Here is a 26,198-nt window from a genome sequence, read left to right on the forward strand (position 1 = left end):
CGGTGCCCGCAACGCCCTCCCCCACGCCGCTCGACACGCTCGCCGCCGGCACGGTCGTCCCCGCCCACCCGCTCGCACTCGACGCGGACCGCCACCTCGACGAGCGCAGACAGCGCGCCCTCACCCGCTACTACCTCGCCGCCGGAGCGGGCGGCGTCGCCGTCGGGGTGCACACGACGCAGTTCGCGATCCGCGAGCCCTCGGTCGGCCTGCTGCGCCCCGTGCTCGAACTCGCCTCGGAGGTCGTCCGCGAGGAGGCCGCGCGGCTGCGCCCGCCCGAGGAGGCGGCCGCGCCCTTCGTGCGGATCGCGGGCGCCTGCGGCTACACGCGGCAGGCCGTCGCCGAGGCGGAACTCGCCCGCGAACTCGGCTACGACGCGGTGCTGCTGAGCCCGCTCGTGCCCGGCGCGGACGAGGCGGGGCTGCTGGAGCGCACGCGGGCCGTCGGCGAGGTGCTGCCCGTCATCGGCTTCTACCTCCAGGAGGCCGTGGGCGGCAGGCGCCTCTCCCCGGCCTACTGGAGCGCGCTCGCCGAGATCGATTCCGTCGTCGCGATCAAGACGGCGCCCTTCGACCGCTACCGCACCGCCGACGTCGTCGCGGCCGTCGCCGCTTCGGGGCGCGCGGGCGAGGTCGCGCTCTACACCGGCAACGACGACGCGATCGTGCAGGACCTCCTGACGCCGTACCGCACGGCGGAGGGCGAGCGGTGGTTCGCGGGCGGGCTGCTCGGGCACTGGGCGGTGTGGACCCGCGCGGCCGTCCGGCTCTTCCACGAGGTGCGGCACGCCCGTGCGGGCGACCACGCGCTGCTCACCGCGCTCCTCGCGCGCGGCCCGCAGGTGACGGAGTCCAACGCGGCCGTCTTCGACGTGCGCTACGACTTCAGGGGCTGCATCGCCGGGGTGCACGAGGTGCTGCGGCGGCAGGGCCTGCTCGCGGGAACGTGGTGCCTGGACGTGGACGAGGGGCTCTCGCCGGGGCAGGCGGAGGAGATCGCGCGGGTCGTGAAGGCGTACCCCTGGCTGACGGACGACGCTTTCGTGGCGGAGCACCTCGATGACTGGCTCCGCTGACCCCGCGGCGGGGGCCCGTCCCCGCGCCCTCGTCGCCGTGCCTCCGGGCCTGCGGCGGCAGTTCTTCACGGCGGCGGCCCTGGACCGGCTCCGTGCCCTCGTCGAGCCTGCCCTCCTGGACGCCCACAGCGACCGTACGGAGCTGGCCCGCGCCCTGCGCACGGTCCGCCCGCACATCCTCGTCACCTCCTGGGGCACCCCCAGGATCGACGCCGGGCTCCTCGCGCTCGCGCCCGATGTGGGACTCCTCGCACACACCGGCGGCGCGGTGAGCCCGTACGCGGGGCCCGAGGTCTTCGCACGCGGTGTGAAGGTGACGCAGGCGGGCGCCGCGATGGCGCGGCCCGTCGCGGAGGTCGCGCTCACCTTCACGCTGAGCCTCCTGCACCGCGTGCACCGCTTCGACCACGCGCTGCGCTCCGGGGTGGCCTGGGAGGAGGCTTCGCGGGCGCCGGAGCGGCACGAGATCCGCGGCTGCCCGGTCGGTGTCGTCGGCGCCTCGCGCACGGGCAGGGCCTATATCGCGCTCGTACGGGCGCTCGGCGCCGAGGTGACGGTGTACGACCCGTACATCGAGGCGGGCGAGGCGCAACGGCTCGGGGTGCGGCGCGCGCCGCTCGACGAGGTGCTGCGCACGAGCCGCGTCCTCGCGCTGCACGCGCCCGCCGTGCCCGAGACGCGCCACCTGCTCGGCGCGCGCGAACTCGCGCTGCTCCCGGACGGCGCCGGTCTGGTCAACACCGCCCGCTCGTGGCTCGTCGACGAGTCGGCGCTGCTCGCCGAGGTGCGGAAGGGGCGGCTCGACGCGGCGCTCGACGTGTACGACGCGGAGCCGCTGCCCGTGGGCCATCCGCTGCGCGCGCTGCCGAACGTCCTGCTGACCCCGCACCAGGCGGCCGCGACCGTCGAGGGCAGGCACGCGCTCGGTACGAGCACCGTCGACGAGATCGCCAGGTACCTCGCGGGCGAACCGCTGCGGCACGCGGTCGGGCCCGAGGCGCTCGTACGGGTCGAGTGACCCGGCCGCTGTCTTCCCCCGTGCCGCCCGAGGCGGCAGACTCGTGCCGCCGCCGTTCCCCACCCGTTCCCTTCGGAGGTTCTTCTTCCATGCGTCTCCAGCGCGTCGGCGCCGTCGGTGCCGAACGACCCGTCCTGCTCGGCACGGACGGTCATCACTACGACCTGAGCGGCCTGACGGACGACCTGACTCCCGAGTTCTTCCGCGACGGCGGCCCCGCGCGCGTGGCCCGTGCGCACGCCGCGGGCGAGCTGCCCCGTACCGATGTGGCCGGGCAGCGGGTCGGGGCGCCGCTCGCGCGTCCCGGCGCGGTCCTGTGCATCGGGCAGAACTACGCGGCGCACGCGGCCGAGTCGGGCGCGAAGCCGCCGAGCGAGCCGATCCTCTTCTACAAGGGCCCGAACTCGCTCGCCGGGCCCGAGGACGACGTGCTGATCCCGCGCGGCAGCGAGCGCACCGACTGGGAGGTGGAACTCGGGGTCGTCATCGGGAAGCGTGCCCGCTACCTCGGCCCGGACGAGGACCCGCTGGAGTACGTCGCCGGGTACGTGCTCTCCAACGACGTGTCGGAGCGCACCGTGCAGTTGGAGGCGCCGGGCGGGCAGTGGTCGAAGGGCAAGAGTTCCGAGACCTTCAACCCGCTCGGGCCCTGGGTCCTGACGGCCGACGAGCTGCCCGCTCCACAGGCCGTGCGGCTGCGTTCGTGGGTCAACGGCGAGGTGCGGCAGGACTCGTCGAGCGCCGACATGATCTTCTCGGTCGCCGAGATCCTGCGGCACCTGTCGCAGTACCTCGTTTTGGAGCCGGGCGACCTCGTCAACACCGGTACGCCGGAGGGCGTGGCGCTCTCGGGGCGCTTCCCCTACCTGCGCGCGGGGGACGTGATGGAGCTGGAGGCCGAGGGGCTCGGGCGGCACAGGAACCGGCTGGTCCAGGCGTAGCGCGGGGGCGGGCGGCGCTCGGGCCGCGGCCCGTGCGCCGCTCAGCCCGCGTACGGGAGCGGGGGCAGTCCGCGCACGCCGGGCTCGACGCGGAAGACCGCGCCCGCTTCGGGGTCCTCGTGCGGGGCGAGGTCCTGGCGCGAGGTGGTGACGTACAGCGCGTCGAGGCCGGGGCCGCCGAAGGCGCAGGCGCTGACCTGGCGGGCACCGACCTCGACGACGGCGTCGAGCGTTCCTTCGGGGCTGTAGCGGCGGACCGCGTGCCCGCCCCACAGGGCGATCCAGATGCCGCCCTCCGCGTCCCGCGTGATCCCGTCGGGGCCGCCGTCGGCCGGGTCGATCCGCACCCACGGCTCCAGCGTGCCGAAGTCGCCGGTGACCGGGTCGGGGTGGAGGCGGAAGACCGTGCCCGTGCCGGTGTCGGCGTAGTGGGCCTCGCTGCCGTCGGGGGCCCAGACCAGGCCGTTGGAGATCGTGGCGCCCCGGTGCACGACGCGCGTGGTGCCGTCGGGGGCGAGGCGGTGCACACTGCCCGCGCCGCGCCTGCCGTCGTAGGCCATCGAGCCGCAGTAGAAATTGCCCGCCGCGTCGCAGCCCCCGTCGTTCATGCGGACCGTCGGGTCGCTCCACAGCTCGGGCCCCTGCCGCACCGTCCCGTCCGCGTCCACGCACGTGAAGCCGCGTTCGACGGCCGCGACGATCCCGCCGCCCGCGCGGGGGCGCCACGCGGCGAGCACGTCGCCGATGTGCAGCCGCTCGGGCCGCGCGTCGGCGTCGAAGGTGAGCAGGTCGCCGCGGGTCAGGTCGACGATCCGCAGTCTGCCGGCCGCGGGGTCCCACCCCGGGCCCTCGCCGTGATGGGTCACCACCTCGCTCCACCGCTGCGCGCGCACCCGTACCCCCTCCTTCGCGTCCGTGCGGCCCGCCCGCGGGACCGTCCGAAGCGGACGATACCCATGATCACCCAGGCCGTCGGGCGCGGGTACCCAGGCCGGACCTGAGTACCACCACGGAGGCGTGCGGCGGCGCGGCACGCGAGCCTGGAGGGGTCAGCTCGTCCGCGTACGGACGTCCCGGCCACCGAAAGGCCCCCGGCCATGCCCCTGTCCCCGCGCGCGCTCGCCGCGACTGCCCGCCGTCTGCTCCTGCGCCCGCTGCCGCTCGGCTACCTCGCACTCGTGGCGGCCGTCGTCTGCTGGGTGCTCGCCGACCACTACCTCGTCGCGCACGCCGACGCGAGCATGGCGGGCGTGTGGATCTTCTTCTCGACCGCTCCCGTGTCGATGATGTTCGCCGCGCTGCCCGCGCCGCTCTTCTGGGCGGGCCCTGTCGTGGGGGCGCTCGTGAACGCGCTGGTTCTGGGGGTGGCGGCCGAGCGGTTCGGCGGCGGCCACCGCTCGCAGTCGCGTCCGGCCTGAACCGAGCGCCGCCCCGTCCGCGCGAACCCGTTGCCCGCGCCCGTTCAAACCACCCGTTGGGGTGATTTCGGCGGTCTTTCCCGGGACGGCGCTTCACGCGATCAGTACCGCGTACGCCAGGAAGAACGCGGCGAAGAACAGCACGAGGACGCCGACGGCGATGAGCGGGGCGGCCGTCCAGCCGCGCGCCGGGTCCTTCCAGGGGCCCGGCTCCGACGTGCTGCTCTCGGCGGGCGGGGTCTCGCCCAGGGGGACGCCGCCGCCCGGTTCGAGGCCCGTCGTGAAGCTCGGGTCGGCGTCGGTGTTGGACACAGGAGTCGCGTAAGTACTCATGCCTGCGGGATGCCCGCCCCGAGTGCCCCATAAGCCCGTTTTGTGCGTTTTCTCGTTCGCGGCACACCGGCCGCACCTGGCCCGAGTGGCGCGTACCGCATGAGCCGGGGCTTGCACCCCACGGGAATCTTTGGAAATCTACTCCCGAACGAACGGTCGGTAGATGTTGAGGAGTACGACATGACCGCGACCCCCGTAGAGGGCGCGCGCCCGTCCGCACGGCGCCGCCCCAGCTTCCACACACTCCGCGTCGCCGAGGTGGAGCGGCTGTGCGAGGACGCCGTCGCGGTCGGCTTCGACATCCCCGAGGAGCTGGCCGAGCAGTACGCGCACCGCCCGGGCCAGTCGCTGACTCTGCGCCGCGAGGTCGAAAGCGGCGACGAGCGGCGCTCGTACTCGATCTGCTCCCCCGCGGGGACGGCGCCCCGCATCGGCGTCCGCGAGGTCCCCGGCGGCCTCTTCTCGTCCTGGCTGGTGCACGAGGTGCGGGAGGGCGACGAGGTCGAGGTCATGTCCCCCACCGGCGCCTTCACGCCCGACCTCGCGACGCCGGGGCACCACGTGCTCATCGCCGCCGGGTCGGGGATCACGCCGATGCTCTCCATCGCCGCCTCCGTGCTCGGCGCCGACGAGGACTCGCGCGTCACGCTCTTCTACGGGAACCGGCGCTCGGGCACCGTGATGTTCGCCGACGAGCTGGCCGACCTCAAGGACCGCTACCCGACCCGCTTCGAGCTGGCGCACGTGCTCTCGCGCGAGCCGCGCGAGGCCGAGCTGCTCAGCGGCCGGCTCGACGCGGAGCGCCTGGCAGCCCTCGTCGGCGCTCTCGTGGACGTCGAGGCCGCGGACCACTGGTGGCTGTGCGGCCCGCATGGCATGGTCACCGACGCCCGTGACGTCCTCGAAGGGCTCGGCGTCCCGGCCACCCGCGTCCATCAGGAGCTGTTCTTCGCCGACGGCGAGCCGGTCACCCCTGCCGTACGCCCCGACCGCGCCGCCAGCACGGACGGCCCGGCGAGCGAGGTCACCATCGTCCTCGACGGCCGCTCCACGACCGACCCGCTGCCGCGCGACCGCACCCTGCTCGACGGCGCCCAGGCCACCCGCTCGGACCTGCCCTTCGCCTGCAAGGGCGGCGTCTGCGGCACGTGCCGCGCGCTCGTCACGGAGGGCGAGGCGGACATGCGCCGCAACTTCGCCCTGGAGGAGAACGAGGTCTCCGCCGGATACGTGCTGACCTGCCAGACCTTCCCCGTCTCCGAGAAGCTGACGGTCGACTTCGACAGCTGAGCCAGGGACCCGGCGCCCGAGCGGGCGGCCCCGACATCCCCGAGCCGTCCAGCGGACCTTTGGCCACGGATCATCCCGGTAGGGTCCCGGGCGGGACGGAAGGGGACGAAGTGGCGGACGAGACAGCGACCCGCGGCGGGAAGGCGCGCGGGCGTACGACGGGGAACGGGCGGTGCACCGTGGTGGTGCTGCACGGGGGCAGGCCCGAGGGCAGGGAGCCCGCGCGGCCCTGGCAACCGGCCGCGCTGCGCATGCGGCCCTTCGCGACGGCGCTGCGCCGCGCGCTGCCGCGCCGTAGCGCCGAGGTCGTCCCCGTGCGCTACCGCTACCGGGGCTGGAACGGCAGCGCCGCCGACCCGCTCCAGGACACCCTGCTCGCACTCGACGCCCTCGCCGCGCGTGACGGGGACCGTCCCGTCGTGCTGCTCGGGCACTCGATGGGCGGCCGCGCGGCCCTGCGCGCCGCCGGGCACCCCACCGTGCGCGGCGTCGTGGCACTCGCCCCGTGGTGCCCCGATGACGAGCCCGTCGCCCAGCTCGCGGGCCGTGAACTCGTCATCCTCCACGGCGACCAGGACCGCGTCACCGCGCCCGACGCCTCCTGGCGGCTGCTCGCGCGGGCCCGCGAGGCCGGGGCCCTGGCCTCGGGCGTGCGGCTGACCGGCGGCGAGCACACGATGCTGCGGTACGCGGGGATGTGGCGCAGGCTCGCGGTCGGCGCGGTGACCGGCCTCCTGGACGCGGGGCCGCTGCCACCGGAGGTCGCGGAGGGATTCACGGCGCAGGAGCCTGTCGCGGTGGGCGCGGGGCGCACGGCGAAGGCCGGCTGAGCGGCGGGCGGGGCGGGCGCTCCACGTCGCTCGGGCGCCGGGGCCCTCTTGACACTCCCCGCGGGCGCCGTTTGGATCGGTGCATGGATCAGCGCACGGTTCTGACGCGGCGTCGCCACGTGGACCTCGCCCGGGTGTCGAGCGCGGCGTGTCGCTCCACCACGGGCTGTACGCGCTGAGCGGCGCTCCGCCCCGTCCGCCTCCCCTCCTCCCGTACGCCGCCGCGCCGCGCCCCCGCGCGCCGGGGCCGTACCCCCTGCCCGCCGCCGGGCCGCACCCCGCGCCCGTACGCCCCGGCGGGTCCCCGTGCCGAACGGAGCTTCCCCCGTGCCCCTGACCTTCCACTGGTTCCTGCCCACCAACGGCGACAGCCGCGAGGTCGTCGGCGGCGGCCACGGCACCCCCGTGACCGCGAGCGGCGGCGACCGCCCGCCGTCCGTCGAGTACCTCACCCTCATCGCGCGCTCCGCCGAACAGCTCGGTTTCGAAGGTGCGTTGACGCCCACGGGTACGTGGTGCGAGGACGCCTGGCTGACGACGGCGATGATCAGCCGGCACACCGAGCGCTTCAAGTTCCTCGTCGCCTTCCGGCCGGGGGCGCTCTCGCCGACGCTCGCCGCGCAGATGGCCGCCTCCTACCAGTGGCAATCGGGCGGGCGGCTGCTGCTCAACGTCGTGACCGGCGGCGAGAGCGCGGAGCAGCGCGCCTTCGGGGACTTCCTCGACAAGGACGGACGCTATGCGCGTACGGACGAATTCCTGCACGTCGTCAGGAAGTTGTGGCGCGGCGAGACCGTGGACCACGCCGGGGAGCACCTCACGGTCGAGGGCGCGCGCCTCGGGCGGCTGCCCGACCCCGTACCCCCCGTGTACTTCGGCGGCTCCTCGCCCGCCGCGCTGCGCGTCGCCGCGCGGCACGCGGACGTGTACCTGACGTGGGGCGAGCCGCCTGCCGCCGTCGCGGAGAAGATCGGCGCGGTACGGGAGCTGGCGGCCCGGGAGGGGCGCGCGGTGCGCTTCGGCATCCGGTTGCACACGATCACGCGGGACCGCTCGGCGGACGCGTGGGCGGAGGCGGCTCGGCTGCTCGACGGGATCGACCAGAAGCTCGTCGACGACGTCCAGCGGGGCCTGGGGCGCAGCGAGTCGGAGGGGCAGCGGCGGATGCTCGCGCTGCACGGCGGGCGGCGGGACGCGCTGGAGATCCACCCGAACCTGTGGGCGGGCGTCGGGCTCGTCCGGGGCGGCGCGGGCACCGCGATGGTCGGTTCGCACGAGGAGGTGGCGCGGCTCGTCGAGGAGTACCACGCGGTGGGCATCGACGAGTTCGTCCTGTCCGGGTACCCGCACCTGGAGGAGGCGTACTGGTTCGGCGAGGGAGTCCTGCCGCTCCTGGAGCGCGAGGGGCTCTGGCACTCCCCGGTCGGGCGGCGCGCGCTCGCGCGCTCCTAGGCGGTGTCCGCGCCCGCGTCAGGCGCGCGGGTACCCCAGCATCGAGTGGGTCACCGCGCCCCCGGTGCCCGTCGTGTAGTAGTGCTCGACGGCGCCCGAGAAGCGGGCGGCGTCGCCGGGGGCGAGGGGGTAGGGGGTCTCGTCGGCGACGAGTGTGAGGTGCCCGGAGACCACCATCACGTACTCGACGGACCCCGTGCCGTGCGTGCTGGCCTGGCTGCGGCTGCGGGGCGGCAGGACCGTGCGGTACAGCTCGGTCCTGCCGTGCTCGTGGCTGGAGAAGAGCAGGTGCACGGAGATCTCGCCGTCGGGCACGGCGAGTTCGGCGGCGCGGACGATCTCGGGGCGGGGCAGCGGACGGCGCAGGAGTTCGGCACTGCTCGTGTCGAGTGCTTCGGCGATCCGGACGAGCACCTCGACGGTCGGGTTGGCCTCGGCGCGCTCGATCTGCGAGAGGAGCGCCTTGCTGACGCCCGTCGTCGCGGACAGCTCGCGCAGGCTCAGGCCCCGGGCCAGGCGGAGCCTGCCGAGGTTCCCGGCGAGCGCGGACCGCACCCCGGCGACGGTGCCAGGGGCCTCCGGGGCGCTCCGGGCGCGCGGCGGCCCGGGGGTCGAAGCGGCCGTGGGTCCGCTCACCGTCTCCTCCTCGTGGACAGGGCTCGTGGGCGGGGTCATGGGCGGGGCCCGTGGACGGGGCTCATGGGCGGGGCTCATGGGCGGGGCCGCCTCACTCTATCGGGCGCGTGGCGGGCCGTCAGTCTGCGGCTTCCTCCGTCCGGGCCCGTTTCCGCGCGGGCTCCGCGTCCTCGTCGGGCAGCGCAGCGAGCATCCTGCGCGTCCACGCGTGCGCGGGCGCGCCGAGCACGCGCGCGGTGTCGCCCACCTCGACGAGCCCGCCCCGGTACATGACGGCGACCCGGTCGGCGATCTGCCGTACCACGCCGAGGTCGTGCGTGATGAAGAGGATCGCGAAGCCCTCGGCGCGCTGGAGTGCGCGCAGGAGGTTGAGGAGCTGGGCCTGCACGGAGACGTCGAGCGCGGCCACGGCCTCGTCGCACACGAGGAGCCTGGGCCTGGTCGCGAGCGCGCGGGCGATGGCGACGCGCTGCCGCTCGCCGCCGGAGAGCGCGGCGGGCCTGCGCTTCGCGTACGCGGCGGGCAGTCCCACCTGCGCGAGCAACCGCTCGACCTCGGCCGTGCGGGCGGCCTTGTCCGCCGGGCCCCCGCCGCGCGCGGCGGGCGAGGCGAGCGCCTCGGCGAGCGTCGCGCCGAGGGTGCAGAGCGGGTTCAGCGAGGCGTACGGGTCCTGGAAGACGATCTGCGCCTGGGCGGCGAGCGCCCGCCGGGTCGCGGCCCCCGGCTTGGCGCCGGGCCTGAGCGTCACGTCGCCGACGCGGACACCGCCCGCGTCCGCGCTCTCCAGGCCGAGCGCGATCCGTGCGAGGGTCGTCTTGCCGGACCCGGACTCGCCGACGAGCGCGAGCACTTCGCCCGGCGCGACGGCGAGCGAGACCTTGTCGACGGCGGGCCGTCCGGCCCCGGGGAAGGTCCGGGCGACGGCGTCGACGGCGAGGACCGCGTCGGCGGCCGCGGGCCGGGCGGGGGCCGGCTCGTCCCGTACGGAGGCGGCCACGCCCTCCCGTACCGGGGTCACGTCGCCTTCCCGCACCAGCTCACCGATCCGTACGCACGCGCTCAGCCGCCCCTCCCCCGCGTCCGGTACCGGGGCGAGCCGGACCAGCGCGGCGCGGCACGTGTCGGTCGCGTGGGCGCAGCGCGGTGCGAAGGGGCAGCCGGGGGTGCGGTGTCCCGGGGCGGGGACGAAGCCGGGGAGTGCGGGCAGGGGTTCCCTGCGGGCGCGGACGGAGGGCTCGGCGGCGAGGAGGGCCGCCGTGTAGGGGTGTCGCGGGCGGGTGCGCAGGTCGGCGGGGCGGCCGTGTTCGAGCACCGTGCCCGCGTAGAAGACGTAGACGCGGTCGCAGACCTCGAAGGCGACGCGCAGGTCGTGCGTGATGAGGACGAGGCCCATGCCCCGGTCCTTGCCGAGGCGGCCGAGCAGGTCGAGCACGGCGCGCTGGCTGGCCGCGTCGAGCGCGGTCGTCGGCTCGTCGGCGATGAGCAGGTCGGGGTCACCGGCGAGCGCGGCGGCGATCGCGACGCGCTGGCGCATGCCGCCGGAGAGTTCGTGCGGGTAGCGGTCAGCGAGCGTCGCGTCGAGACCGACTTCGGCGAGGCGGCGGGCGACCTCGGCGCGACGGGCCGCGCGCGCCGCGCGGCCGCGCCCGGTGTGCGCGCGCAGTCCGTCGGCGATCTGGCGGCCGCAGGTGAGCTGCGGGTGCAGCATCGTGAAGGGGTCCTGGAGGAGCAGCGTGAGGCGGCGGCCGCGCAGGGCGTGGCGGGCGCGCGGGCCGAGGCCGAGGACGTCCTCGCCGTCGAGCGCGACGGTACCGCCGGTGACCGTGACGCCTTCGGGGAGGAGCCCGGTGACGGCGCGGCTCGCGAGGGACTTGCCGCTGCCGGACTCGCCGACGACGGCGACGGCCTCGCCGCGCGCGACGTCGAGGGCGACGGAGTCGAGGAGGGCGAGGGGTTCGCCGTGCGCGCGGGCGGCGGCGACGCCGAGGTCCGCGACGTGGAGCAGGGGCGTGGCGGCGGTGGTCATGCGGACCTGCCTCGGTCGGTGAAGGATTCGAGCAGCCGGTCGCCGAGGAGGTTGAGGACGAGGACGGCGAGCACGACGAGGACGGCCGGGGCGAGCGCGGCCGAGGGGTTGTCGTAGAGCAGGGTGCGGTTCTCGGCGAGCATGCGGCCCCAGTCGGGGGCGCCCGGCGGGACGCCGAGGCCGAGGAAGGACAGCGCGCTGAGCGAGACGATCGCGCCCGCGAAGTCGAGGAGCGTGTTGGCGACGACGACGGGCAGCACGTTGGGCCAGATGTGCCTGACCATCACGGTGGTGCGGGACAGGCCGAGCGATTCGGCGGCCTCGACGTAGGCCAGGTGGCGCTGGCCGAGCACGGCGGAGCGCACGAGGCGGATGTCGCCGGGCGAGGTGAGGACGACGAGGACGCACACCGCGAGGGCGTACCCGCCACCGCCGATGCCCGCGACGACGAGCGTGACGAGGAGCGCGGGCAGGGCCAGGAGCAGGTCGGCCCAGCGGCGCACGAGGGCGTCCGTCCAGCCGCCGAGGTAGCCGCCGAGCAGCCCCAGGACGTTGCCGATGGCCATCGAGCCGAGCGCGACGAGCGCCGCGCCGACGAGCGTGGAGCGGGCTCCGGCGACGCACATCTGGAGGATGTCGCGGCCGAGTTCGTCGGTGCCGAGCCAGTGCCGGCCACTCGGCATCGCGACCCCGGTGACGAGGTCCTGCTCGTCCCAGTGCGGCAGGACCCACTGACCGAGCGCCGTCATGGCGACGAGGAGGGCGAGCACGACGCCGAGGAGGACGCCGAAGGGGCGCGGCCCGGAACGCCGGGCCTTCTCCGGGTCCCGGGCGGGGGCGGCGGGCGGCGGTGTGGTGGTGGTCATGCGGCGGCCTCGTTCCCGAGGGGGGCGGTGCGGCGGCGGGCGGGGGCGGCGGGCGGGCGCAGGCGCGCGTCCAGGAAGGGGAGCAGGAGGTCGGTCAGGAGCGTGACGAGGCAGACGGTCCCGGCGACGAGGAGCGCTTCGGCCTGGACGAGCGGCAGGTCGCGGAAGGTGATGGAGGAGACGAGGAGCTGGCCGAGGCCGGGGAGGGCGAAGACCTCCTCGACCATCACGGTGCCCGCGAGCACATAGGCGAGGACGAGCGCCGCCGAGGTGACGACGGGTACGACGGTGCCGCGCAGCACGTACCGCAGGAGCGTCGTGCGCGGCACTCCCCTGGCGCGCGCGAAGACGACGTGGTCGCGGCCGAGTTCGGCGACGACGGCGGTGCGCGTGAGCTTGAGGAGTACGGCGGTCACGGCGAGCCCGAGGGCGAGCGCGGGCAGGACGAGGTGCCGGAGCCGGTCGCCGGAGCCGCCGTCCCCCGGCCCGTAGGCGGGGAACCAGCCGAGCAGGAGCGCGAAGACGTAGATGAGCACGAGCGAGCCCGCGAAGGCCGGGGTGGAGAGCGCGATGACGCCGAGGCCCTGGAGGGTGCGGTCGGTGGCGCGGCGGGCGCGGAGCCCGGAGACGATGCCGCCGGGGATGCCGAGGACGAGGGCGACGGCGAAGCCGAGTCCGACGAGCTGCGCGGTGAGGGCGAGGCGGGAGCCGATCGCCGACGAGACGCTCTCGCCGGTGCGCAGCGATTCGCCGAGGTCGAGGCGGACCGCGTCGCCGATCCAGTGCAGGTACTGCGTGACGAAGGGGTCGTCGAGGTGGTGCTTGGCGCGGACCGCCTCAAGGGCCTCGGGGGTGGCGCCGCGCGGCCCGAGGAGGGTGCGCGCGGGGTCGCCCGGGGCGAGCTGGAGGAGCGCGAAGACGGCGACGGAGAGCACGAGGAGCAGGACGAGGGTCCCCGCGACCCTGCGCACGACGTAGCGCGGGGGCAGGACGGGGGCGCGGCGCGGCGCGGGGGGTGTCGTCATCGTTCCTGTTCCCTGGCGGCCTGGCCGGAGGTCCGGGAAGCCGTGCCGGAGGGTGTTCGGGGGATGCCACCCTCCGGCACGGCGTCATGGGGCCGGCCCGCCGGGGGCCGGGAAGGTGCCGTGCCGGGAGACGTACGGGGGAGTGTGTCTCCCGGCACGGCGGGTGCCGCGCCCGGGGCGCTACGGGGGATGGAGCGCCCCGGTGCGGCGGTCTGGCGGGCGGCGGCACGGGTGCCGCGCGCGGAGTACCTGGCGAGCCACTCCTCGACGCGCCCAGCGGCGTCGAGCAGTCGCTCCGGGTCGGTGAACTCGTGGCCCTCGTACGGGTAGACGAGGAGTTCGGCGGGCGCGTTCCCCGCGGTCCTGAGGACCCGGTACAGCTCGTGGGCCTGGCCGACCGGGGTGACGCGGTCGGCGAGTCCGTGCACGAGGAGGGTCGGTGTGCCCGGCCCGCCGTGCGCGGCGACGGCGGAGGCCTCGTGGAGCGCGGCGGGGCCGGGGCCGAGGCGGTACGTGTCGTCGTAGCCGCCGCCGATGACGCTGCTGTGCCGGAAGCTGTACCAGTCGGTGGGCGCGGAGACGACGACGGCGCTCGTGAAGAGGTCGCTGCGCGCGGCGGCGAGAGCGGCGAGGTAGCCGCCGTAGCTGTGGCCGAGCACGGCGGTCGCGCCGGGGTCGGCGAGGCCGCGCGCGTGCAGGTCGCGGACGCCGGAGAGTACGTCGTCGAGGTCGGCGCCGCCGGTGTCGCCGACGACGGCGCGTGCGTGGTCGAGTCCGTAGCCGCTGCTGCCACGCGGGTTGGGGAGCAGGACGAGGTGTCCGGCGGCCGCGAGCGCGGGGCCGAGGCCGAGGACGTCGCCCGGCGCGTAACCGCTCGTCCACTGCCAGGAGGGGCCGCCGTGGAGGAGGACGGCGAGGGGCCGGGGGTCGTCCTCGCCTGGGGTGTCGAGGAGGAGGCCGTGGATCGTCCTGCCGTCGGGCGCTGTCCACTCGTGCGGCCTGGTGCGCACCCCGGCGAGCGCCGCGTCCTGCGCGTCCGCCGGGTTGAGGCGGGTGAGGGGGCGCCACCGCCAGGCGTCCGGGCCCGTGGTGGGGGCGACGACGGCCTCGGGAGGCGCGCCGGGGGCCTCGCGCACGGCGGCGACGACGCTGCCGTCGGCGCTGTACGAGAGGAAGGGCTGGTAGGCGGGCCCGGTGAGCCCTGCCTCCTCGGCGCGGTGGACGGTGACGGTGCCGTCGGGCGTGCGGGTCCCTGTGCGGGCACCGGTCCCGGCGAGGCCCGCGAAGCGCAGGGTGCCGTCGTCGGCGAGGTCGAACCAGGTGGCGTCCTCGATGCCGGGGAGCGTCGTGCCCGTACTGGCTTCGAGGTCGTCGAGGTCCAGGAGCACCGGCCGGCCGGCGACGATCGAGATGCCTTCGGCCACGACGGCGCGGCGGCGGTCGGGGCTGAGCGCGGGCGCGGCGAGCTGGCCCACGGGGGTGTGGAGGGTGCGCGCGGTGCCGGTCGCGAGGTCGAGCGCCGCGCAGCGGGCGTGGTAGTAGCCGGCGGGCAGCGGGTCGTCCGAGACGGTCGCGAGGGCGAGGTCGCCGCCGCGCCAGGCGACGTTCCACACCGTCAGTCCCGCGGGGCCGACCGGGCGCGGCTCGCCGGTGGCGAGGTCGACGCGGTACAGCGTGCGGTGCCCGGCGTCGGGTGTGTGCCGCTCGGGGTCCGGTTCGTGGGCCAGGCGTACGGGGAGGCCGAGGTGCATGCCGTCGCGCTCGGCGCCGTCCGGGGCGACGAGGAGGAGCGCCTCGGTGCCGTCGTCGGAGACGAGGAGGTCCTCGGCCTCGCCGGGGACGCGCGCGAGGACGCGGCTCGTGCCGTCCTCGGCGCGCAGGCGGATCTCCGCGGGGCCGCCTTCCGCCGGTTCGGCGAGGTGGAGCAGGTCCCGGGTGCCGGGTATCCAGCGCGGTGTGTGCCCGGGGACGCCGTCGTCGGCGCGGGTGCGGCGCCTCGGCTCCGCGTCGGCGGGGAGTACGTGGACGCGGGCGCCCTCGGGGTGGAAGGCGGAGACGGCGACGGCCCTGCCGTCCTGGCGCAGCCGTGCCTCGCCCGGCTGCACGAGCCGCGACATGGCCGCGCGGACCCGGCGCACGAGGCGGTGCGCGGGTCGCTGGGGGCCGGTGGCGGCGGGTGCGGGGGCGGGCATGGGCTTCCGTTCGGTCGAGGAGTCGGGCTGCGGTACGGGGCGGCGGGTCGGTAGGGGTCGGCGGTCGGTACGGGTCGGGGTTCGCCGTGCGGTCAGGCGGCCGCGCGCACGCGGGTCGCCCAGGGGCCGATGAAGCCGAAGGGGCCGGGTTCGAGCAGGACGTGCGCGGAGGAGAGCGCGGTGGCGGTCCTGGCCCACCACAGGGGGAGGTAGGGCAGGTCGGGTCCGGCCGTGGTGATCGCCCGCATGAGGTCCTTGCCGCGCGTTCTCGGGTCCGTGTCGGTCCTGGCGCGGTCGAGCGCGCGGTTGACGGGCGGGTTGTCGTAGTGCGCGATGTCGGTCGCGACGGCGGCGGCGTTGAGGTAGGCGTCGGCGAGTTCGGCGGGGTCGCCCGTGACGGGGAAGTACCAGAGGAACTGGAGGGGCTGCTTGCCGGAGCCGAGTTCGTCGACCCACTGCTCCAGGGTGATTTCCCTGACCTTGAGCGTCACGCCGATCTTCTTGAGCGCCCCGGCGAGTGCGAGCGCTGCCTTGCCGACCTGGGGGCCGCTCGCGGGGTAGTGCAGTTCGGTGGTGAAGCCGTGCGGCACGGAGGACTTGGCGAGTTCGGCCCGGGCGGCTTCGAGGTCGTAGGCGGGGAGTGTGATCCCTGCGTAGGCGGAGCGGACGTCGCGCGGGCTCAGGAGGGAGCCCCACATGTCGCGCGAGGGCAGCGCGGAGGCGACCTCGGCCTTGCCGTGCAGGAGCCCGGTGACCATGCCCTCGCGGTCGGTGGCGTGCGCGACGGCGCGGCGCACGTGCGGATCGTCGAAGGGGGCCTTCGTCGTGTCGAAGGCGAGGGCGACGACGGAGCGGTCGCCCGTGTAGGTGACCTCGGCGCTCGACTCCCAGGTGCGGGCCTCGTCGGGGGCCAGCTGGAGGGCGCCGTCGATCGCGCCGGACTTCATCGCGACGAGGCGGGTCCCCGCGTCCGGCACGAAGGAGAGGTCGAGGCGCTTGAGCGGGGGCCGGGCGCCCCACCAGTGCGGGTTGCGCTCCAGGCTCACGTGGTCGTCGGCGGCGAACTCGGTGATCCGGTACGGGCCCGTGCCGAGCAGGAGGGTCTTCGCGGTGCCGACGCTGCCCCGGTTGCGGCGCAGGAAGGCGCGGCTGCTGACGAGCAGTCCGCCGGGGCTCGTGTTCCAGGCGAAGGAGCCGTCGGCGGCCTGGAGACGGATCGTCACCTCGTGCGCCCCTGTGACGCGTACGTCGCGGACGCCGGCGAAGGCGTAGGCGAGCGCGTTGCCGTTGCCGGGATCGCGGATCTCCTCGATCGAGGCGAGGACGTCGTCGGGCGTGAAGGGGGTGCCGTCGGCGAAGCGGACGCCTTGGCGCAGCCGGTAGACGTACGTCCTCGGGTCGGGCTGGTGCCAGGAGGTGGCGAGGCCGGGGCCGAGTTCACCGCTGGGGCTCACCGAGAGCAGGGACTCCTGCGCGAGGCAGGCGACGGTGTAGTTGAGGACGCCGGACTCGCGGCCCACGTCGAGGCTGGAGAGCGAGGAGGGCAGCGCGAGGCGGAGCCGTTCGACGGGAACGTCCGCGCCGCGCGCGACGGGCCCGGGACCGGCGATGTCCGCTCGGCGCGGCGGGGCGCAGGCGGCCAGGAGGGGACCCGCGCCGAGCAGGGCCGCCGTGCCACCGGCGAGCCCGAGCACCCGGCGGCGGCTGAGCGCGCCCGTACCCCTCGGTTCCATGATCCCCGCCCACCTCCCGCGTGTCGTCCATTCAGACAACCCAAGTGGGCACGGACACTAGCCGAGCCCTTACGGGGCGTCAAAGCCCTGCTTATGGGTGCGGAAAGCGGAGCAAGGAGAAGCGGGAGATCGGTTGCTCCCGTTTCACGGCTTTCGCGAGGCGCAGAAGGGACACAAGGGGAGCCTTCCGGGTGATCAACCCCACACGGGTTCCGTGCGGTGAAGGTGCGGTGCCGCCGGGCACGAGGCGGCTCGGGCGGGGAATAGCTGTGATCACCGGCGGAGTTGCCGCCGGTGAAGCCTCCCGGACGACGGCGCCCCGATCCCGTACCGTCGCGCCGGGCCCGTACGTACCGACAGGGAAGGACCGGCATGGACATCGGCCGCATCGGCATCTGGAACGCACTGCTGAGCAAGGGGAACCCGATCGCGCAGGAGGCGACCGGGGAACTGGAGGAGCTGGGGTACGGGGCCGTGTGGCTCGGCGGGAACAGCAGCGTGACGGGGGCGGCCGCGCTCGTCGCCGCGACCTCCCGCATCACCGTCGCCAACGGCATCCTCAACATCTGGGAGCACACGGCGCAGGACGTCGCCGCCGAGGCGGCGGACCTCGACGAGGCGCACCCGGGCCGCTACCTCCTCGGGCTCGGCGCGAGCCACGCACCGGCCGTGAAGGGCTATCACAAGCCGTACTCGACGATGGTCGCCTACCTCGACGCGCTCGACGCGGCCCCGCGCCCCGTCCCCGCGGCGCGCCGGGTGCTCGCCGCGCTCGGCCCGAAGATGCTGAAGCTCGCGGGCACGCGCGCGGCCGGCGCCCACCCCTACCTCGTGACGCCGCAGCACACCGCCGAGGCCCGCGAGGCACTCGGCCCCGACGCGCTGCTCGCGCCCGAGGTGAAGGTGGTGCTGAGCGAGGACGCCGCGCGCGCCCGCGCGATCGGGCGCCAGATCCTGGACATGTACCTCAAGCTGCCGAACTACACGAACAACTGGCTGCGCCTCGGCTTCACCGAGGAGGACTTCCGCGCGGGCGGCAGCGACAGGCTCGTCGACGCCACGGTCGTCTGGGGCTCCCCCGAGACGGTACGGGGCAGGATCGCCGAGTACCACGAGGCGGGCGCCGACCACGTCGCCGTCCAGCTCCTCGACGGCAACCCGGGCTCGCTGCCGCGCGCCGGGTGGCGGGAGCTGGCGGGGGTCCTGGAGCTGAAGGGCTGAAGACGCGGGCCCCGGGACGGTACGGGGCGAGGCGCCCCGTACCGCTCCCCTAGACGCTCAGCCGCGCCCGAAGGTGTCGATGCCCGTACGCTCGGCGGACAGGGTCCACAGGCGGGCCGCCTGCCCGGGATCGATCGCCCAGTCCTTGACGCCGCCGCTGCCTTCGGGAGCCTCGTCCGCGGGGACGGCGACCTCGCAGTCCTCCAGGTAGAGACCGCCGAGCCCGTCGAGGAGCGGCGAGGTCGCGGCGAAGACGGTCGTGGCCGCGCCCTGCTCGGGGGTCTTGAAGACGTCGGGGTCGATCAGCTCGCCCTGCTCGTCGATCCAGCCCCTGTCGACCATCTCCTGCCGCTCCAGGTGGCGCTGGAGCGGCGTGAGGATGCCGCCGGGGTGCAGCGCGAAGGCACGTACGCCGTCCTCGGCCGCGAGGGCGTCGAGCTGGACGGCGAAGAGCACGTTGGCCGTCTTGGCCTGCCCGTACGCGTCCCACTTGTCGTAGCCCTCGCGGAAGTCGACGTCGTCCCAGCGGATGCCGGAGCGCAGGTGCCCCGTCGAGGACAGCTCGACGACGCGGGCGCCGCCGTCCGCGACGAGCGCGGGGCGCAGGAGGTTGGTGAGGGCGTAGTGGCCGAGGTGGTTCGTGCCGAACTGGGCCTCCCAGCCGGGCCCGACGCGGGTCTCGGGGCAGGCCATGATCCCCGCGTTGTTGATGAGGAGATCGATCGGGCGGCCCGAGGCGAGGAATTCCTCGGCGAAGGAGCGGACGCTGTCGAGGTCGCCGAGGTCGAGCGCGGCCACCTCGGTGCCCTTGATGTCCGCGAGCGCCTCGCGCGCCGCCTCGGGCCTGCGCGCGGGCACGAGGACGTGCGCGCCCGCACCGGCGAGGGCGCGGGTGGTCTCCAGGCCGATCCCGGAGTAGCCCCCGGTGACGAGCGCGAGCTTGCCGCTCAGGTCGATGCCGGAGAGCACCTCGCGCGCGGTGGAGTCGTGACCGAAGGGGGAACCGATGGGGTGCTGCTGGCTACGGGTCATACGGACGACGCTACGAACTGGAGCCCACTCGAAGTCAAGCGCGGCACGCGGCGCCATCCCCTGGCGAGGGCTCCTCGCCCCACGGGGATGCCTGTTCCCCCTTCGGTGGGCGACGTGTTCCCTCCCGCGTCCCGGCCGTCCCCCATGTGGAGCAATCCCCCGCGCGGACGCCCGCGCAGGGGATCACGGCACCGGGAGAGGGCGACCCGGGCCCCGCTCCCGAGTCGGCCCGGGCAGGTGCCGCGCTCCTGAGGGCGCCCGGGGCGGGCGCCGCGCGGCCGGGGCCGCTTACGGCACGTAATTGAACTCGTCCGGGTCCGGTCCCGTGCGCTCGTCGCGGTTGAGCGCCGTGATCTCGGACATGTCGCCCTCGGTCAGCGCGAAGTCGAAGAGCGCGAAGTTCTCCTCGACGCGTGAGCGCGTGACGGACTTCGGGAAGATGATGTCGCCGCGCTGGATGTGCCAGCGCAGCGTCACCTGCGCGGGCGACTTGCCGAGACGGTTCGCGATGCTCTCGATGACCGGGTCCTTGAGGACGAGGCCCTGGGCGATCGGGGACCATGCCTCGGTCGCGATGTCGTGCTCGGCGCCGAAGGCGCGCGCGGCCTCCTGGGTGAGGTACGGGTGCACCTCGATCTGGTTGACGGCGGGGACCACCTCCGTCTCCCCCAGGAGGCGCCGCAGGTGGTGCGGCTGGAAGTTCGACACGCCGATCGCCTTGGTGCGCCCGGAGCGGTAGATCTCCTCCAGCGCCTTCCAGGTCTCGACGAAGTCGCCGACCTTCGGCAGCGGCCAGTGGATCAGGAAGAGGTCGAGATAGCCGATGTCGAGATCGGCGAGGGTCTGGTCGAAGGCGGCGAGCGCGTCGTCATGCGCGTGGAAGCCGTTGTTGAGCTTGCTCGTCACGAACAGCTCGGCACGGTCGATCCCGGACTCGCGGACCGCCTGACCGACCTCCTTCTCGTTGCCGTACATTTCGGCGGTGTCGATGTGCCGGTAGCCGACGTCGAGGGCGCTGAGCGTCGCCTCCTTGGTCTTCTCCGGCGGGACCTGGAAGACCCCGAAGCCGAGCTGGGGGATCTCCACGCCGTTGTTGAGGGTGATGTTCGGTACTGCGGGCACGTGCCTCTCCTCGGTAGGTCGGCGGGGGCGGGAGCCGTACGGGCCGCACGGGGCCGAGGTGCTCCACCGCCACGAGGGTTCGCCTCCCCGTTTTCCGGGGCAGGAAAACACCTTTCGCCCCGTTTCGACATGATGTACGCGGCCGGTCACCCGCCGTACGGCGAGGGCGCCGCACCGGGCGGGTGCGGCGTCCGCCACGGGACCTCGTGCCCCCCGTACGCCTCTCGCACACCCCCCGCCGCAAGCCCTTCCGCCACCACCCCGCGCGTGGATCAGCCCTTCTCGCGGGCCCTGCGGAAGCGATCGCGCCCCTCGGCGAGGTCGACGAGCGGCTCCGGGTACCCCTCGCGCTCCTCGGGCGGGCGCTTCCACGGCTCGTGCGCCGCGCGTCCCCCGATGCCGCGCAGCTCGGGGACCCAGCGGCGTACGTAGTCGGCATCGGGGTCGTACGTGCGGGCCTGCGTGAGCGGGTTGAGGACGCGCCCCGGGCGGGTGTCGGTACCGGTCCCCGCGACCCACTGCCAGTTCAGCTGGTTGTTCGCGAGGTCGCCGTCGACGAGGAGGCCGAGGAAGTGCGCGGCGCCGAGCCGCCAGTCGAGATAGAGGGTCTTGGTGAGGAAGCTCGCGGCGAGGAGCCTGCCCCTGTTGTGCATCCAGCCCTCGTGCGCGAGCTGGCGCATCGCGGCGTCGACCACGGGGTAGCCGGTGCGGCCCTCGCGCCAGGCGGCGGCCTCGCGCGCGGCGGTGCGCCCGGTGCGCCAGCGGTCGCCGCGCGGGCGGTAGTCCTCGTGGGCGGCGGCGGGGCGCGCGGCGAGTACCTGGTGGTGGAAATCGCGCCAGCACAGCTGGCGCACGAAGGCGTCGGCCCCGGCCCCTCCTGCCGCGCGTGCCCTGTGCACGCACTCGGCGGCCGAGAGCGCGCCGAAGTGGAGGTACGGGGAGAGCCGCGAGGTGCCGTCGCCCGCGAGGTCGTCGTGCAGGTCCTCGTACCGGCCGATGCCGTCGCGGCACCAGGAACCGAGCCGTGCGCGGCCCGCGCGCTCACCCCCCTTCGCGAGCCCCGGCGAGATCCCGGCGACGTCCGCGCGGCGGGGGACCTCGTCGGAGCCGACGTCCGGGGGGACGGCGATCCGCCGGGGCGCGCCGAGGGGCTCGCGCAGGTGCCGCGCCGACCACTGGCGGCTGTACGGGGTGAAGACGGCGAAGTGGTCCTTGCCGCCAGGCACCACGTCACCGGGCGGCAGGGCCGTGATCACCGCCTCGTGCTCGACGAGTTCCGCGCCCGCCTCGTCGAGCGCAGCGCGCAGCCGCTCCGCGCGGCTCCTCGCGTACGCGCTGACCCCGGCCGCCACGTGCACGCGTCCCGCGCCCGTCGCCCCGACGAGTTCGCGCACGACCCGTACGGGATCGCCCGCGCGCACCACGAGCCGCCCGCCGCGCTCGCGCAGCCCCGCGTCGAGGTCGCCGAGGCAGTCGGCGAGGAAGGCCGCGCGGTTCGGGGCGGTGAATCCGGCCTTCTCGACACCGGGATCGCGGACGAAGAGCGGCACCACCTCGTCCGCCTCGCGCACGGCGGCGCGCAGCGGCGGGTGATCGTGCAGGCGCAGGTCGGAGGTGTAGAGAACGATCGATGCCTTCACGGCGGGCTCCGCTGGGGGACGTACGGGAGGGACTACCGCGATGATCGCCGGACGGGGAGCGTGCGACGCGCTCCCCACGCGGGAACACGGGCGCCGAACACCCGCGCGAAGCAGCCGCGTTCGGAGTGACGCCCGTACGGGCGAGGGCAACTCCCGCGCACGGCGCGGAGGGTACCGCGCCCCGCAAGGGACGGGGCGCACTCCGGTCAAGCGCTTCCGCTCCCTTGACGTGAACACGTGACTCGGTATGGTCTAGTCCAAGTGGCCCAGACCATTGGGAACTCCGGTACACCCGTGCCGTGTTCACCGGTCGCGGCCAGAAACCTTCGCGCCTCTTGCACCCCCACCCTGAGAGGCCCGCCCGCCCGGCACGGCGCCCCACCTCGCCGCACCGGCCCCGGGCAGACCGACCGCAGTGAAGGAGAACTCATGCACGCCAAGAGGAAGTTCGCCATCGGAGCAGGCGCCGTCCTGGCCCCCGCCCTCGCCCTGACCCTCGGCGCGAGCACCGCGAGCGCCCACGGGTACATCAGCGACCCGCCCAGCCGGCAGGCGCAGTGTGCCGCGGGCACCGTCTCCTGTGGTGAGATCCAGTACGAGCCGCAGAGCGTCGAAGGACCCAAGGGCCTGACGAGTTGCAGCGGCGGCAACTCCCGCTTCGCCGAACTCGACGACGACTCCAAGGGCTGGGTGGCCACCCCGGTCAACTCCACGACCCAGTTCAGCTGGAAGCTCACCGCGCAGCACTCCACGAGCACCTGGCAGTACTTCGTCGGCGACCAGAAGATAGCCGAGTTCGACGACAACGGCGCCAAGCCGGGCGCCACCGTGACCCACACCGTCGACTTCGGCAACCTGAAGGGCAAGCAGAAGGTCCTCGCGGTGTGGAACATCGCGGACACCACCAACGCCTTCTACAACTGCATCGACGTCACGGTGCAGTAGCCCCGCAGTCCGTGCGGCGGGCGGTGCGCCGGCCGCACGGGCACGTCCGCGAGGCGCGAGCCACGGGAGCGGGCCCCACCCCGGCCCGTGGTGCCTCCACAGCCCCACCCCTTCCCCCCACACCGGCGGGCCGCCGCCCCCTCCTCGCGGCGGCCCGCCCGCACGAATGGAGCCCCCCGTGCGCGCACGACTGCTCGCTCTCCTCTCGGCGACCGCTTCGGCCGCCGCCCTCACCACCCTCGCCTTCGGCGGCACCACCGCGGCGGCGAGCCCGCACACCTCGGAGGCGGGCCAGGCCGCGGCCTTCGTGGTGAGTCAGTCCCAGTTCGACGAGATGTTCCCCGGCCGCAACTCCTTCTACACGTACGAGGGACTGACGGCCGCGCTCGACGCCTACCCCGGCTTCACCGGGACCGGCAGCGACACGACACGCAAGCAGGAGGCCGCCGCCTTCCTCGCCAACGTGAGCCACGAGACCGGCGGACTCGTCTACGTCGTGGAGCAGAACACCGCCAACTACCCGAACTACTGCGACTCTTCGCAGCCCTACGGCTGCCCGGCCGGGACCGACCAGTACTACGGGCGCGGCCCCATCCAGCTCAGCTGGAACTTCAACTACAAGGCGGCGGGCGACGCGCTCGGCATCGACCTCCTCAACAATCCCTCCCTCGTGGAGAAGGACGCGGCCGTCGCCTGGAAGACCGGCCTGTGGTACTGGAACACCCAGAACGGGCCCGGGACCATGACGCCGCACGACGCGATCGTCAACGGGAACGGCTTCGGCGAGACGATCCGCAGCATCAACGGCAGCCTGGAGTGCGACGGCAAGAACCCGACGCAGGTGCAGAGCCGCATCGACAACTACACGCACTTCGCGCAGATCCTGGGCGTCGACCCGGGCGCGAACCTGAGCTGCTGAGCGGGTCGTCCCGCAGGCGTACGAGGGGAGGGGCGGTCCGCGCGCTTCGCGGGCCGCCCCTCCCCCGCGTCCCCCGCACGCCGGGCGGCGAGTCCCGGTGGACGCCGGGAGGAACCGGGGTCAGGAAGGCCCGGCACCCGCGCTGACCGTCGTCACCGTGAACGTGTCACCGCACACGCGGAAGTTCCCCGCACGCGTCGTCATCGCCTCGCGCGAACCGGGCGGATAGACCCGCAGGAGTTCGCCCTTGGCCCGGCAGGGCCCGCCGACGCCCCCGTTGAGCGTGTGCACCTCGCTGTGCGCCTTGGCACCCGGCGCGAGCCTGACGCCGCCGCCCGCGCCGCCCTCGCGTGTCGCGGGCGCGCCGATCTGCGCCCCGTCACCCGCGAGATGGGAGACCCCCGGGTAGCCGCTGAGCACACACGTACGGCCCGAGGTGTTCGTGAAGACGAGCGCGTAGTGGATGTTGCCCGCACCCACGTCGCCGCGCCCGAGGACGAGCCGCATCCCCGCGGAGGTGCAGCGCGGGGTGCCGCTGTCCTTCGGCGCGGACGTCGCGGGCGCGCTCGCCGAAGCGCTCGGCACGGCGCTCGGCGGCGTACCGGGCGAGCTGTCGCGCCCACCGCCCGGTGAGTGGTCCCGCGACTCGCCGGGCGAGGTGCTCTGCGGGGCCGGGGTGCCGGGCCGCTCCGAGCCCGTGCCCGGCGGGCTCGCCGCCTCGCCCGTGGGCGCGGCCGAGGAGTCCGAGGCCGGGCGGGCCTCGTTCCCGCCGCCGTCCCCGCCGGAGCAGGCGGTGAGCGCGGCCGCCGTCAGAAGGCAGAGCAGGGCGCCGCGCACGGGGCCGCGCCCCGCGCCGTTCCGTCCCCGCCGCCCGTTCATGCGTGTACCCGTCACGTTCCCCATGAGGCCCGTCTTCCCGCCCCGGGGCACCCTGAACCCGCCGGACGCCGGTCGTACGGGCGTACGCGGGCGGCTCGGGACCGTCGGGGGCGGCGCGCGGGGCGTGCGCGCCACCCCCGACGGCGGGGCAGCCACCCGGGCCGGGTCAGTCGCGGGTGGCGGTGCCCGCGGCCGTGGTGTGCGTGTAGTAGACGGACTTCTGCTGGCGGGAGCGGTGCACGAGGCCCTTGGCGACGAGCGCTTCGAGTGTGGTGCGTACGACGTTGCCCTTGAGTTCGCGCTCCGGGTGCTCCTCGCGGAGGGTCGCCGAGACCTCGGCGGCGGAGCGGGGCTCACCGTGCGCGGCGAGCTGCCGGGAGATCAGCTCGCGGAGCGTGAGGCGCTCGGCGGGGGTGGCACCGGCGGACGTGGTGGCGGGCTTCGCCGTGGTCTTGGCGGCGGGCCTGGCGGGGGCCTTGTCCTTGGCCGAGGACTTCGGGGCGGCCTTGGACGCCGGCTTGGCCGCGGGCCTGGTCGCCGGTTTGGTGGCGGGCTTGGTCCTGGCCGCGGGCTTCGACGAGGTGCGCGCGGACGCTTTCTCCGCCGCGGGGGCCGGCTCGGGGGCCGGGGCGGGGACGGGGGCCGGGGCGGGCTCAGGAGCCGTGGTGGCGCTCGTGGGACCCTGCGCGGGTGTCGCGGTGCGGGCGCGCGGCACCTTCGCGGGCTCGGCGGCGGGCGCCGGGGCGGGGTCGGGTGCGGTGGGGGCAGGTGCGGCGGCGCCGCCGAGGGCCTGCTGCACCCCCGTCAGCATCCCCTGCTCGTGGGCGAGGATGTCGAGCCGCTCGCGCAGCGCGTCGATCTCCTCGGCGATCCTCGCCTGTTCCTCGGTGTTGGCGTGCAGGTCCGCTGCGACCTTCGCCTCGTACTGGGCTTTGAGGTTCTGCACCTCGGTGGAGTCCTGGGTCACGGACGACTCACTTCCTGGACGTGGTGGTGGTCCCCGGCCGGGGGGCCGGAGTGGTGTCTGCCGCGTCCGGTGGCACCCCGTCGGATGCCGCCCGCGACGGGACGCGCTTCGAGAGCATCCGCCTGCGGGGCCGGGCCAGTTCGGGAACGGGGAGGGGACGCGGTGGGCCCGAGGGTACCGCCGTCGGGGCCCGTTCGGGGCCCCGCCAGGGGAAGTGCACTCTCCCGTGGCAGAACGTACGAGAGAGGCGTCGCGCGCGACGGGGAACGGGCCGCCGCGCCGGGCCCGGCCCGGAGCGGCGGCGTGGTGGTGCGGGTGGCTCAGCGCGGGAACCAGCTGTACTGGTCGCCGCCGACCCACAGCACCTTGTCGGGGTCGTCGAGGTCCTCCGCGGTGAGGCCGAGAGCGAGGGCGACCGCCACCACCTCCTTCACGCTGGTGGCCTCGCCGACCACCTGCCCGTCCGCCTCGACAATGCGGAACGGCGGGTTGGCCGGCTGGGGCGCGAGGACCACGAGACGGGGCATCATCGAGCGGGGACTGTCTCTCTCTGTCATGCCTGACGCGTTCCACCGCCCCGCGCCCGCCACACGTACGACCGCGGCGGCTACGTCCCTCCGAGCGGCAGCCGGGGCCG

The 26,198-nt window shown here is 74.9% G+C and carries 25 protein-coding genes; 11 read left to right on the forward strand and 14 right to left on the reverse strand.

Features of this window, described 5'->3' with window-relative positions; translation table 11 throughout:
- The first annotated feature begins 2 nt into the window (after positions 1-2).
- The 3 genes from ACQYWQ_RS01405 to ACQYWQ_RS01415 all read left to right on the forward strand — a co-directional run bounded on the left by ACQYWQ_RS01405 (position 3) and on the right by ACQYWQ_RS01415 (position 3,035).
- The gene (locus tag ACQYWQ_RS01405; RefSeq protein ID WP_431032009.1) at positions 3-1,076 is read left to right on the forward strand and encodes a dihydrodipicolinate synthase family protein; all 1,074 of its coding nucleotides are present in this window, start codon (positions 3-5) and stop codon (positions 1,074-1,076) included.
- Positions 1,060-2,094, forward strand: a complete 1,035-nt coding sequence (locus ACQYWQ_RS01410) for a hydroxyacid dehydrogenase (protein WP_431032010.1) — start codon at positions 1,060-1,062, stop codon at positions 2,092-2,094. The genes ACQYWQ_RS01405 and ACQYWQ_RS01410 overlap by 17 nt, the downstream gene beginning before the upstream one ends.
- A gap of 89 nt (positions 2,095-2,183) precedes the next feature.
- Positions 2,184-3,035 carry a fumarylacetoacetate hydrolase family protein gene (locus ACQYWQ_RS01415; RefSeq protein WP_431032011.1) on the forward strand — a complete coding sequence of 284 codons (852 nt, stop codon included), beginning with the start codon at positions 2,184-2,186 and terminating at the stop codon, positions 3,033-3,035.
- 41 nt (positions 3,036-3,076) lie between these two features.
- Here the strand turns inward: ACQYWQ_RS01415 and ACQYWQ_RS01420 are convergent, their stop codons facing one another.
- On the reverse strand, positions 3,077-3,928 hold the full coding sequence (locus ACQYWQ_RS01420; protein WP_431032012.1) for an SMP-30/gluconolactonase/LRE family protein: 852 nt from the start codon (positions 3,926-3,928) through the stop codon (positions 3,077-3,079).
- A 204-nt stretch (positions 3,929-4,132) separates the two neighbouring features.
- Between ACQYWQ_RS01420 and ACQYWQ_RS01425 the strand changes: the two genes are divergently transcribed.
- Complete coding sequence (locus ACQYWQ_RS01425) at positions 4,133-4,453, forward strand: SCO4225 family membrane protein (RefSeq protein WP_431032013.1); 321 nt, start codon at positions 4,133-4,135, stop codon at positions 4,451-4,453.
- A 93-nt stretch (positions 4,454-4,546) separates the two neighbouring features.
- Here ACQYWQ_RS01425 and ACQYWQ_RS01430 read toward each other — a convergent pair whose 3' ends face one another.
- Positions 4,547-4,786 carry a DUF6480 family protein gene (locus ACQYWQ_RS01430; protein ID WP_431032014.1) on the reverse strand — a complete coding sequence of 80 codons (240 nt, stop codon included), beginning with the start codon at positions 4,784-4,786 and terminating at the stop codon, positions 4,547-4,549.
- Between the two features lie 180 nt (positions 4,787-4,966).
- On the opposite strand from ACQYWQ_RS01430, the gene paaE reads away from it, so the two are divergent.
- The 4 genes from paaE (at position 4,967) to ACQYWQ_RS01450 (ending at position 8,358) form a co-directional block, all read left to right on the forward strand.
- Positions 4,967-6,076, forward strand: a complete 1,110-nt coding sequence (gene paaE, locus ACQYWQ_RS01435; RefSeq protein WP_431032015.1) for a 1,2-phenylacetyl-CoA epoxidase subunit PaaE — start codon at positions 4,967-4,969, stop codon at positions 6,074-6,076.
- A 110-nt stretch (positions 6,077-6,186) separates the two neighbouring features.
- Positions 6,187-6,906, forward strand: a complete 720-nt coding sequence (locus tag ACQYWQ_RS01440; RefSeq protein WP_431032016.1) for an alpha/beta fold hydrolase — start codon at positions 6,187-6,189, stop codon at positions 6,904-6,906.
- Between the two features lie 83 nt (positions 6,907-6,989).
- The gene (locus tag ACQYWQ_RS01445; RefSeq protein ID WP_431032017.1) at positions 6,990-7,085 is read left to right on the forward strand and encodes a putative leader peptide; all 96 of its coding nucleotides are present in this window, start codon (positions 6,990-6,992) and stop codon (positions 7,083-7,085) included.
- Positions 7,086-7,233: 148 nt separating this feature from the next.
- Positions 7,234-8,358 carry an LLM class flavin-dependent oxidoreductase gene (locus ACQYWQ_RS01450; protein ID WP_431032018.1) on the forward strand — a complete coding sequence of 375 codons (1,125 nt, stop codon included), beginning with the start codon at positions 7,234-7,236 and terminating at the stop codon, positions 8,356-8,358.
- Positions 8,359-8,376: 18 nt separating this feature from the next.
- Here ACQYWQ_RS01450 and ACQYWQ_RS01455 read toward each other — a convergent pair whose 3' ends face one another.
- The 6 genes from ACQYWQ_RS01455 to ACQYWQ_RS01480 all read right to left on the reverse strand — a co-directional run bounded on the left by ACQYWQ_RS01455 (position 8,377) and on the right by ACQYWQ_RS01480 (position 16,836).
- Positions 8,377-8,994, reverse strand: a complete 618-nt coding sequence (locus ACQYWQ_RS01455; protein ID WP_431032019.1) for a helix-turn-helix domain-containing protein — start codon at positions 8,992-8,994, stop codon at positions 8,377-8,379.
- Between the two features lie 118 nt (positions 8,995-9,112).
- Positions 9,113-11,020 carry a dipeptide ABC transporter ATP-binding protein gene (locus ACQYWQ_RS01460; protein WP_431032020.1) on the reverse strand — a complete coding sequence of 636 codons (1,908 nt, stop codon included), beginning with the start codon at positions 11,018-11,020 and terminating at the stop codon, positions 9,113-9,115.
- Entirely contained in the window at positions 11,017-11,886 is an 870-nt protein-coding gene (locus ACQYWQ_RS01465) for an ABC transporter permease (RefSeq protein ID WP_431032021.1), read from the reverse strand. Before ACQYWQ_RS01465 ends, ACQYWQ_RS01460 begins: the two co-directional genes overlap by 4 nt.
- Entirely contained in the window at positions 11,883-12,911 is a 1,029-nt protein-coding gene (locus tag ACQYWQ_RS01470) for an ABC transporter permease (RefSeq protein ID WP_431032022.1), read from the reverse strand. The genes ACQYWQ_RS01465 and ACQYWQ_RS01470 overlap by 4 nt, the downstream gene beginning before the upstream one ends.
- Positions 12,908-15,103 carry a prolyl oligopeptidase family serine peptidase gene (locus ACQYWQ_RS01475; protein ID WP_431032023.1) on the reverse strand — a complete coding sequence of 732 codons (2,196 nt, stop codon included), beginning with the start codon at positions 15,101-15,103 and terminating at the stop codon, positions 12,908-12,910. The genes ACQYWQ_RS01470 and ACQYWQ_RS01475 overlap by 4 nt, the downstream gene beginning before the upstream one ends.
- A gap of 92 nt (positions 15,104-15,195) precedes the next feature.
- Positions 15,196-16,836: an ABC transporter substrate-binding protein gene (locus ACQYWQ_RS01480; RefSeq protein WP_431032024.1), complete on the reverse strand. Its 1,641-nt coding sequence runs from the start codon at positions 16,834-16,836 to the stop codon at positions 15,196-15,198.
- 372 nt (positions 16,837-17,208) lie between these two features.
- Here ACQYWQ_RS01480 and ACQYWQ_RS01485 point away from each other — a divergent pair, with 372 nt between their 5' ends.
- Positions 17,209-18,057 (forward strand): LLM class F420-dependent oxidoreductase, encoded by an 849-nt coding sequence (locus ACQYWQ_RS01485; RefSeq protein WP_431032025.1) that lies wholly within the window; start codon positions 17,209-17,211, stop codon positions 18,055-18,057.
- 57 nt (positions 18,058-18,114) lie between these two features.
- Here ACQYWQ_RS01485 and ACQYWQ_RS01490 read toward each other — a convergent pair whose 3' ends face one another.
- From ACQYWQ_RS01490 to ACQYWQ_RS01500, 3 genes are all read right to left on the reverse strand, one after another.
- Positions 18,115-19,089 (reverse strand): SDR family NAD(P)-dependent oxidoreductase, encoded by a 975-nt coding sequence (locus ACQYWQ_RS01490; protein ID WP_431032026.1) that lies wholly within the window; start codon positions 19,087-19,089, stop codon positions 18,115-18,117.
- A gap of 288 nt (positions 19,090-19,377) precedes the next feature.
- A complete protein-coding gene (locus ACQYWQ_RS01495; RefSeq protein WP_431032027.1) occupies positions 19,378-20,211 on the reverse strand; it encodes an aldo/keto reductase in 834 nt (277 codons plus the stop codon).
- Between the two features lie 272 nt (positions 20,212-20,483).
- Positions 20,484-21,851 carry a cryptochrome/photolyase family protein gene (locus ACQYWQ_RS01500; protein ID WP_431032028.1) on the reverse strand — a complete coding sequence of 456 codons (1,368 nt, stop codon included), beginning with the start codon at positions 21,849-21,851 and terminating at the stop codon, positions 20,484-20,486.
- A gap of 429 nt (positions 21,852-22,280) precedes the next feature.
- On the opposite strand from ACQYWQ_RS01500, the gene ACQYWQ_RS01505 reads away from it, so the two are divergent.
- Both ACQYWQ_RS01505 and ACQYWQ_RS01510 read left to right on the forward strand, forming a co-directional pair.
- Entirely contained in the window at positions 22,281-22,796 is a 516-nt protein-coding gene (locus ACQYWQ_RS01505) for a lytic polysaccharide monooxygenase auxiliary activity family 9 protein (RefSeq protein WP_431032029.1), read from the forward strand.
- Positions 22,797-22,974: 178 nt separating this feature from the next.
- A complete protein-coding gene (locus ACQYWQ_RS01510) occupies positions 22,975-23,715 on the forward strand; it encodes a chitinase (RefSeq protein ID WP_431032030.1) in 741 nt (246 codons plus the stop codon).
- Between the two features lie 120 nt (positions 23,716-23,835).
- Here ACQYWQ_RS01510 and ACQYWQ_RS01515 read toward each other — a convergent pair whose 3' ends face one another.
- From ACQYWQ_RS01515 to ACQYWQ_RS01525, 3 genes are all read right to left on the reverse strand, one after another.
- Complete coding sequence (locus ACQYWQ_RS01515; RefSeq protein ID WP_431032031.1) at positions 23,836-24,618, reverse strand: DUF4232 domain-containing protein; 783 nt, start codon at positions 24,616-24,618, stop codon at positions 23,836-23,838.
- 142 nt (positions 24,619-24,760) lie between these two features.
- Positions 24,761-25,561 (reverse strand): BlaI/MecI/CopY family transcriptional regulator, encoded by an 801-nt coding sequence (locus ACQYWQ_RS01520; RefSeq protein ID WP_431032032.1) that lies wholly within the window; start codon positions 25,559-25,561, stop codon positions 24,761-24,763.
- A 320-nt stretch (positions 25,562-25,881) separates the two neighbouring features.
- A complete protein-coding gene (locus ACQYWQ_RS01525; protein WP_431032033.1) occupies positions 25,882-26,118 on the reverse strand; it encodes a hypothetical protein in 237 nt (78 codons plus the stop codon).
- Positions 26,119-26,198: the final 80 nt, after the last annotated feature.

This window comes from Streptomyces sp. P6-2-1 (genome assembly GCF_050613165.1).
GTDB lineage: Bacteria > Actinomycetota > Actinomycetes > Streptomycetales > Streptomycetaceae > Streptomyces.

Coding starts and splice junctions, on each gene's coding strand:
- ACQYWQ_RS01460 (WP_431032020.1), bottom strand. CDS start 11,020: ATGACCACCGCCGCCACGCCCCTGCTCCACGTCGCGGACCTCGGCGTC.
- ACQYWQ_RS01525 (WP_431032033.1), bottom strand. CDS start 26,118: ATGACAGAGAGAGACAGTCCCCGCTCGATGATGCCCCGTCTCGTGGTC.
- ACQYWQ_RS01515 (WP_431032031.1), bottom strand. CDS start 24,618: ATGGGGAACGTGACGGGTACACGCATGAACGGGCGGCGGGGACGGAAC.
- paaE (WP_431032015.1), top strand. CDS start 4,967: ATGACCGCGACCCCCGTAGAGGGCGCGCGCCCGTCCGCACGGCGCCGC.
- ACQYWQ_RS01485 (WP_431032025.1), top strand. CDS start 17,209: ATGGACATCGGCCGCATCGGCATCTGGAACGCACTGCTGAGCAAGGGG.
- ACQYWQ_RS01470 (WP_431032022.1), bottom strand. CDS start 12,911: ATGACGACACCCCCCGCGCCGCGCCGCGCCCCCGTCCTGCCCCCGCGC.
- ACQYWQ_RS01465 (WP_431032021.1), bottom strand. CDS start 11,886: ATGACCACCACCACACCGCCGCCCGCCGCCCCCGCCCGGGACCCGGAG.
- ACQYWQ_RS01475 (WP_431032023.1), bottom strand. CDS start 15,103: ATGCCCGCCCCCGCACCCGCCGCCACCGGCCCCCAGCGACCCGCGCAC.
- ACQYWQ_RS01480 (WP_431032024.1), bottom strand. CDS start 16,836: ATGGAACCGAGGGGTACGGGCGCGCTCAGCCGCCGCCGGGTGCTCGGG.
- ACQYWQ_RS01410 (WP_431032010.1), top strand. CDS start 1,060: ATGACTGGCTCCGCTGACCCCGCGGCGGGGGCCCGTCCCCGCGCCCTC.
- ACQYWQ_RS01415 (WP_431032011.1), top strand. CDS start 2,184: ATGCGTCTCCAGCGCGTCGGCGCCGTCGGTGCCGAACGACCCGTCCTG.
- ACQYWQ_RS01490 (WP_431032026.1), bottom strand. CDS start 19,089: ATGACCCGTAGCCAGCAGCACCCCATCGGTTCCCCCTTCGGTCACGAC.
- ACQYWQ_RS01430 (WP_431032014.1), bottom strand. CDS start 4,786: ATGAGTACTTACGCGACTCCTGTGTCCAACACCGACGCCGACCCGAGC.
- ACQYWQ_RS01425 (WP_431032013.1), top strand. CDS start 4,133: ATGCCCCTGTCCCCGCGCGCGCTCGCCGCGACTGCCCGCCGTCTGCTC.
- ACQYWQ_RS01505 (WP_431032029.1), top strand. CDS start 22,281: ATGCACGCCAAGAGGAAGTTCGCCATCGGAGCAGGCGCCGTCCTGGCC.
- ACQYWQ_RS01445 (WP_431032017.1), top strand. CDS start 6,990: ATGGATCAGCGCACGGTTCTGACGCGGCGTCGCCACGTGGACCTCGCC.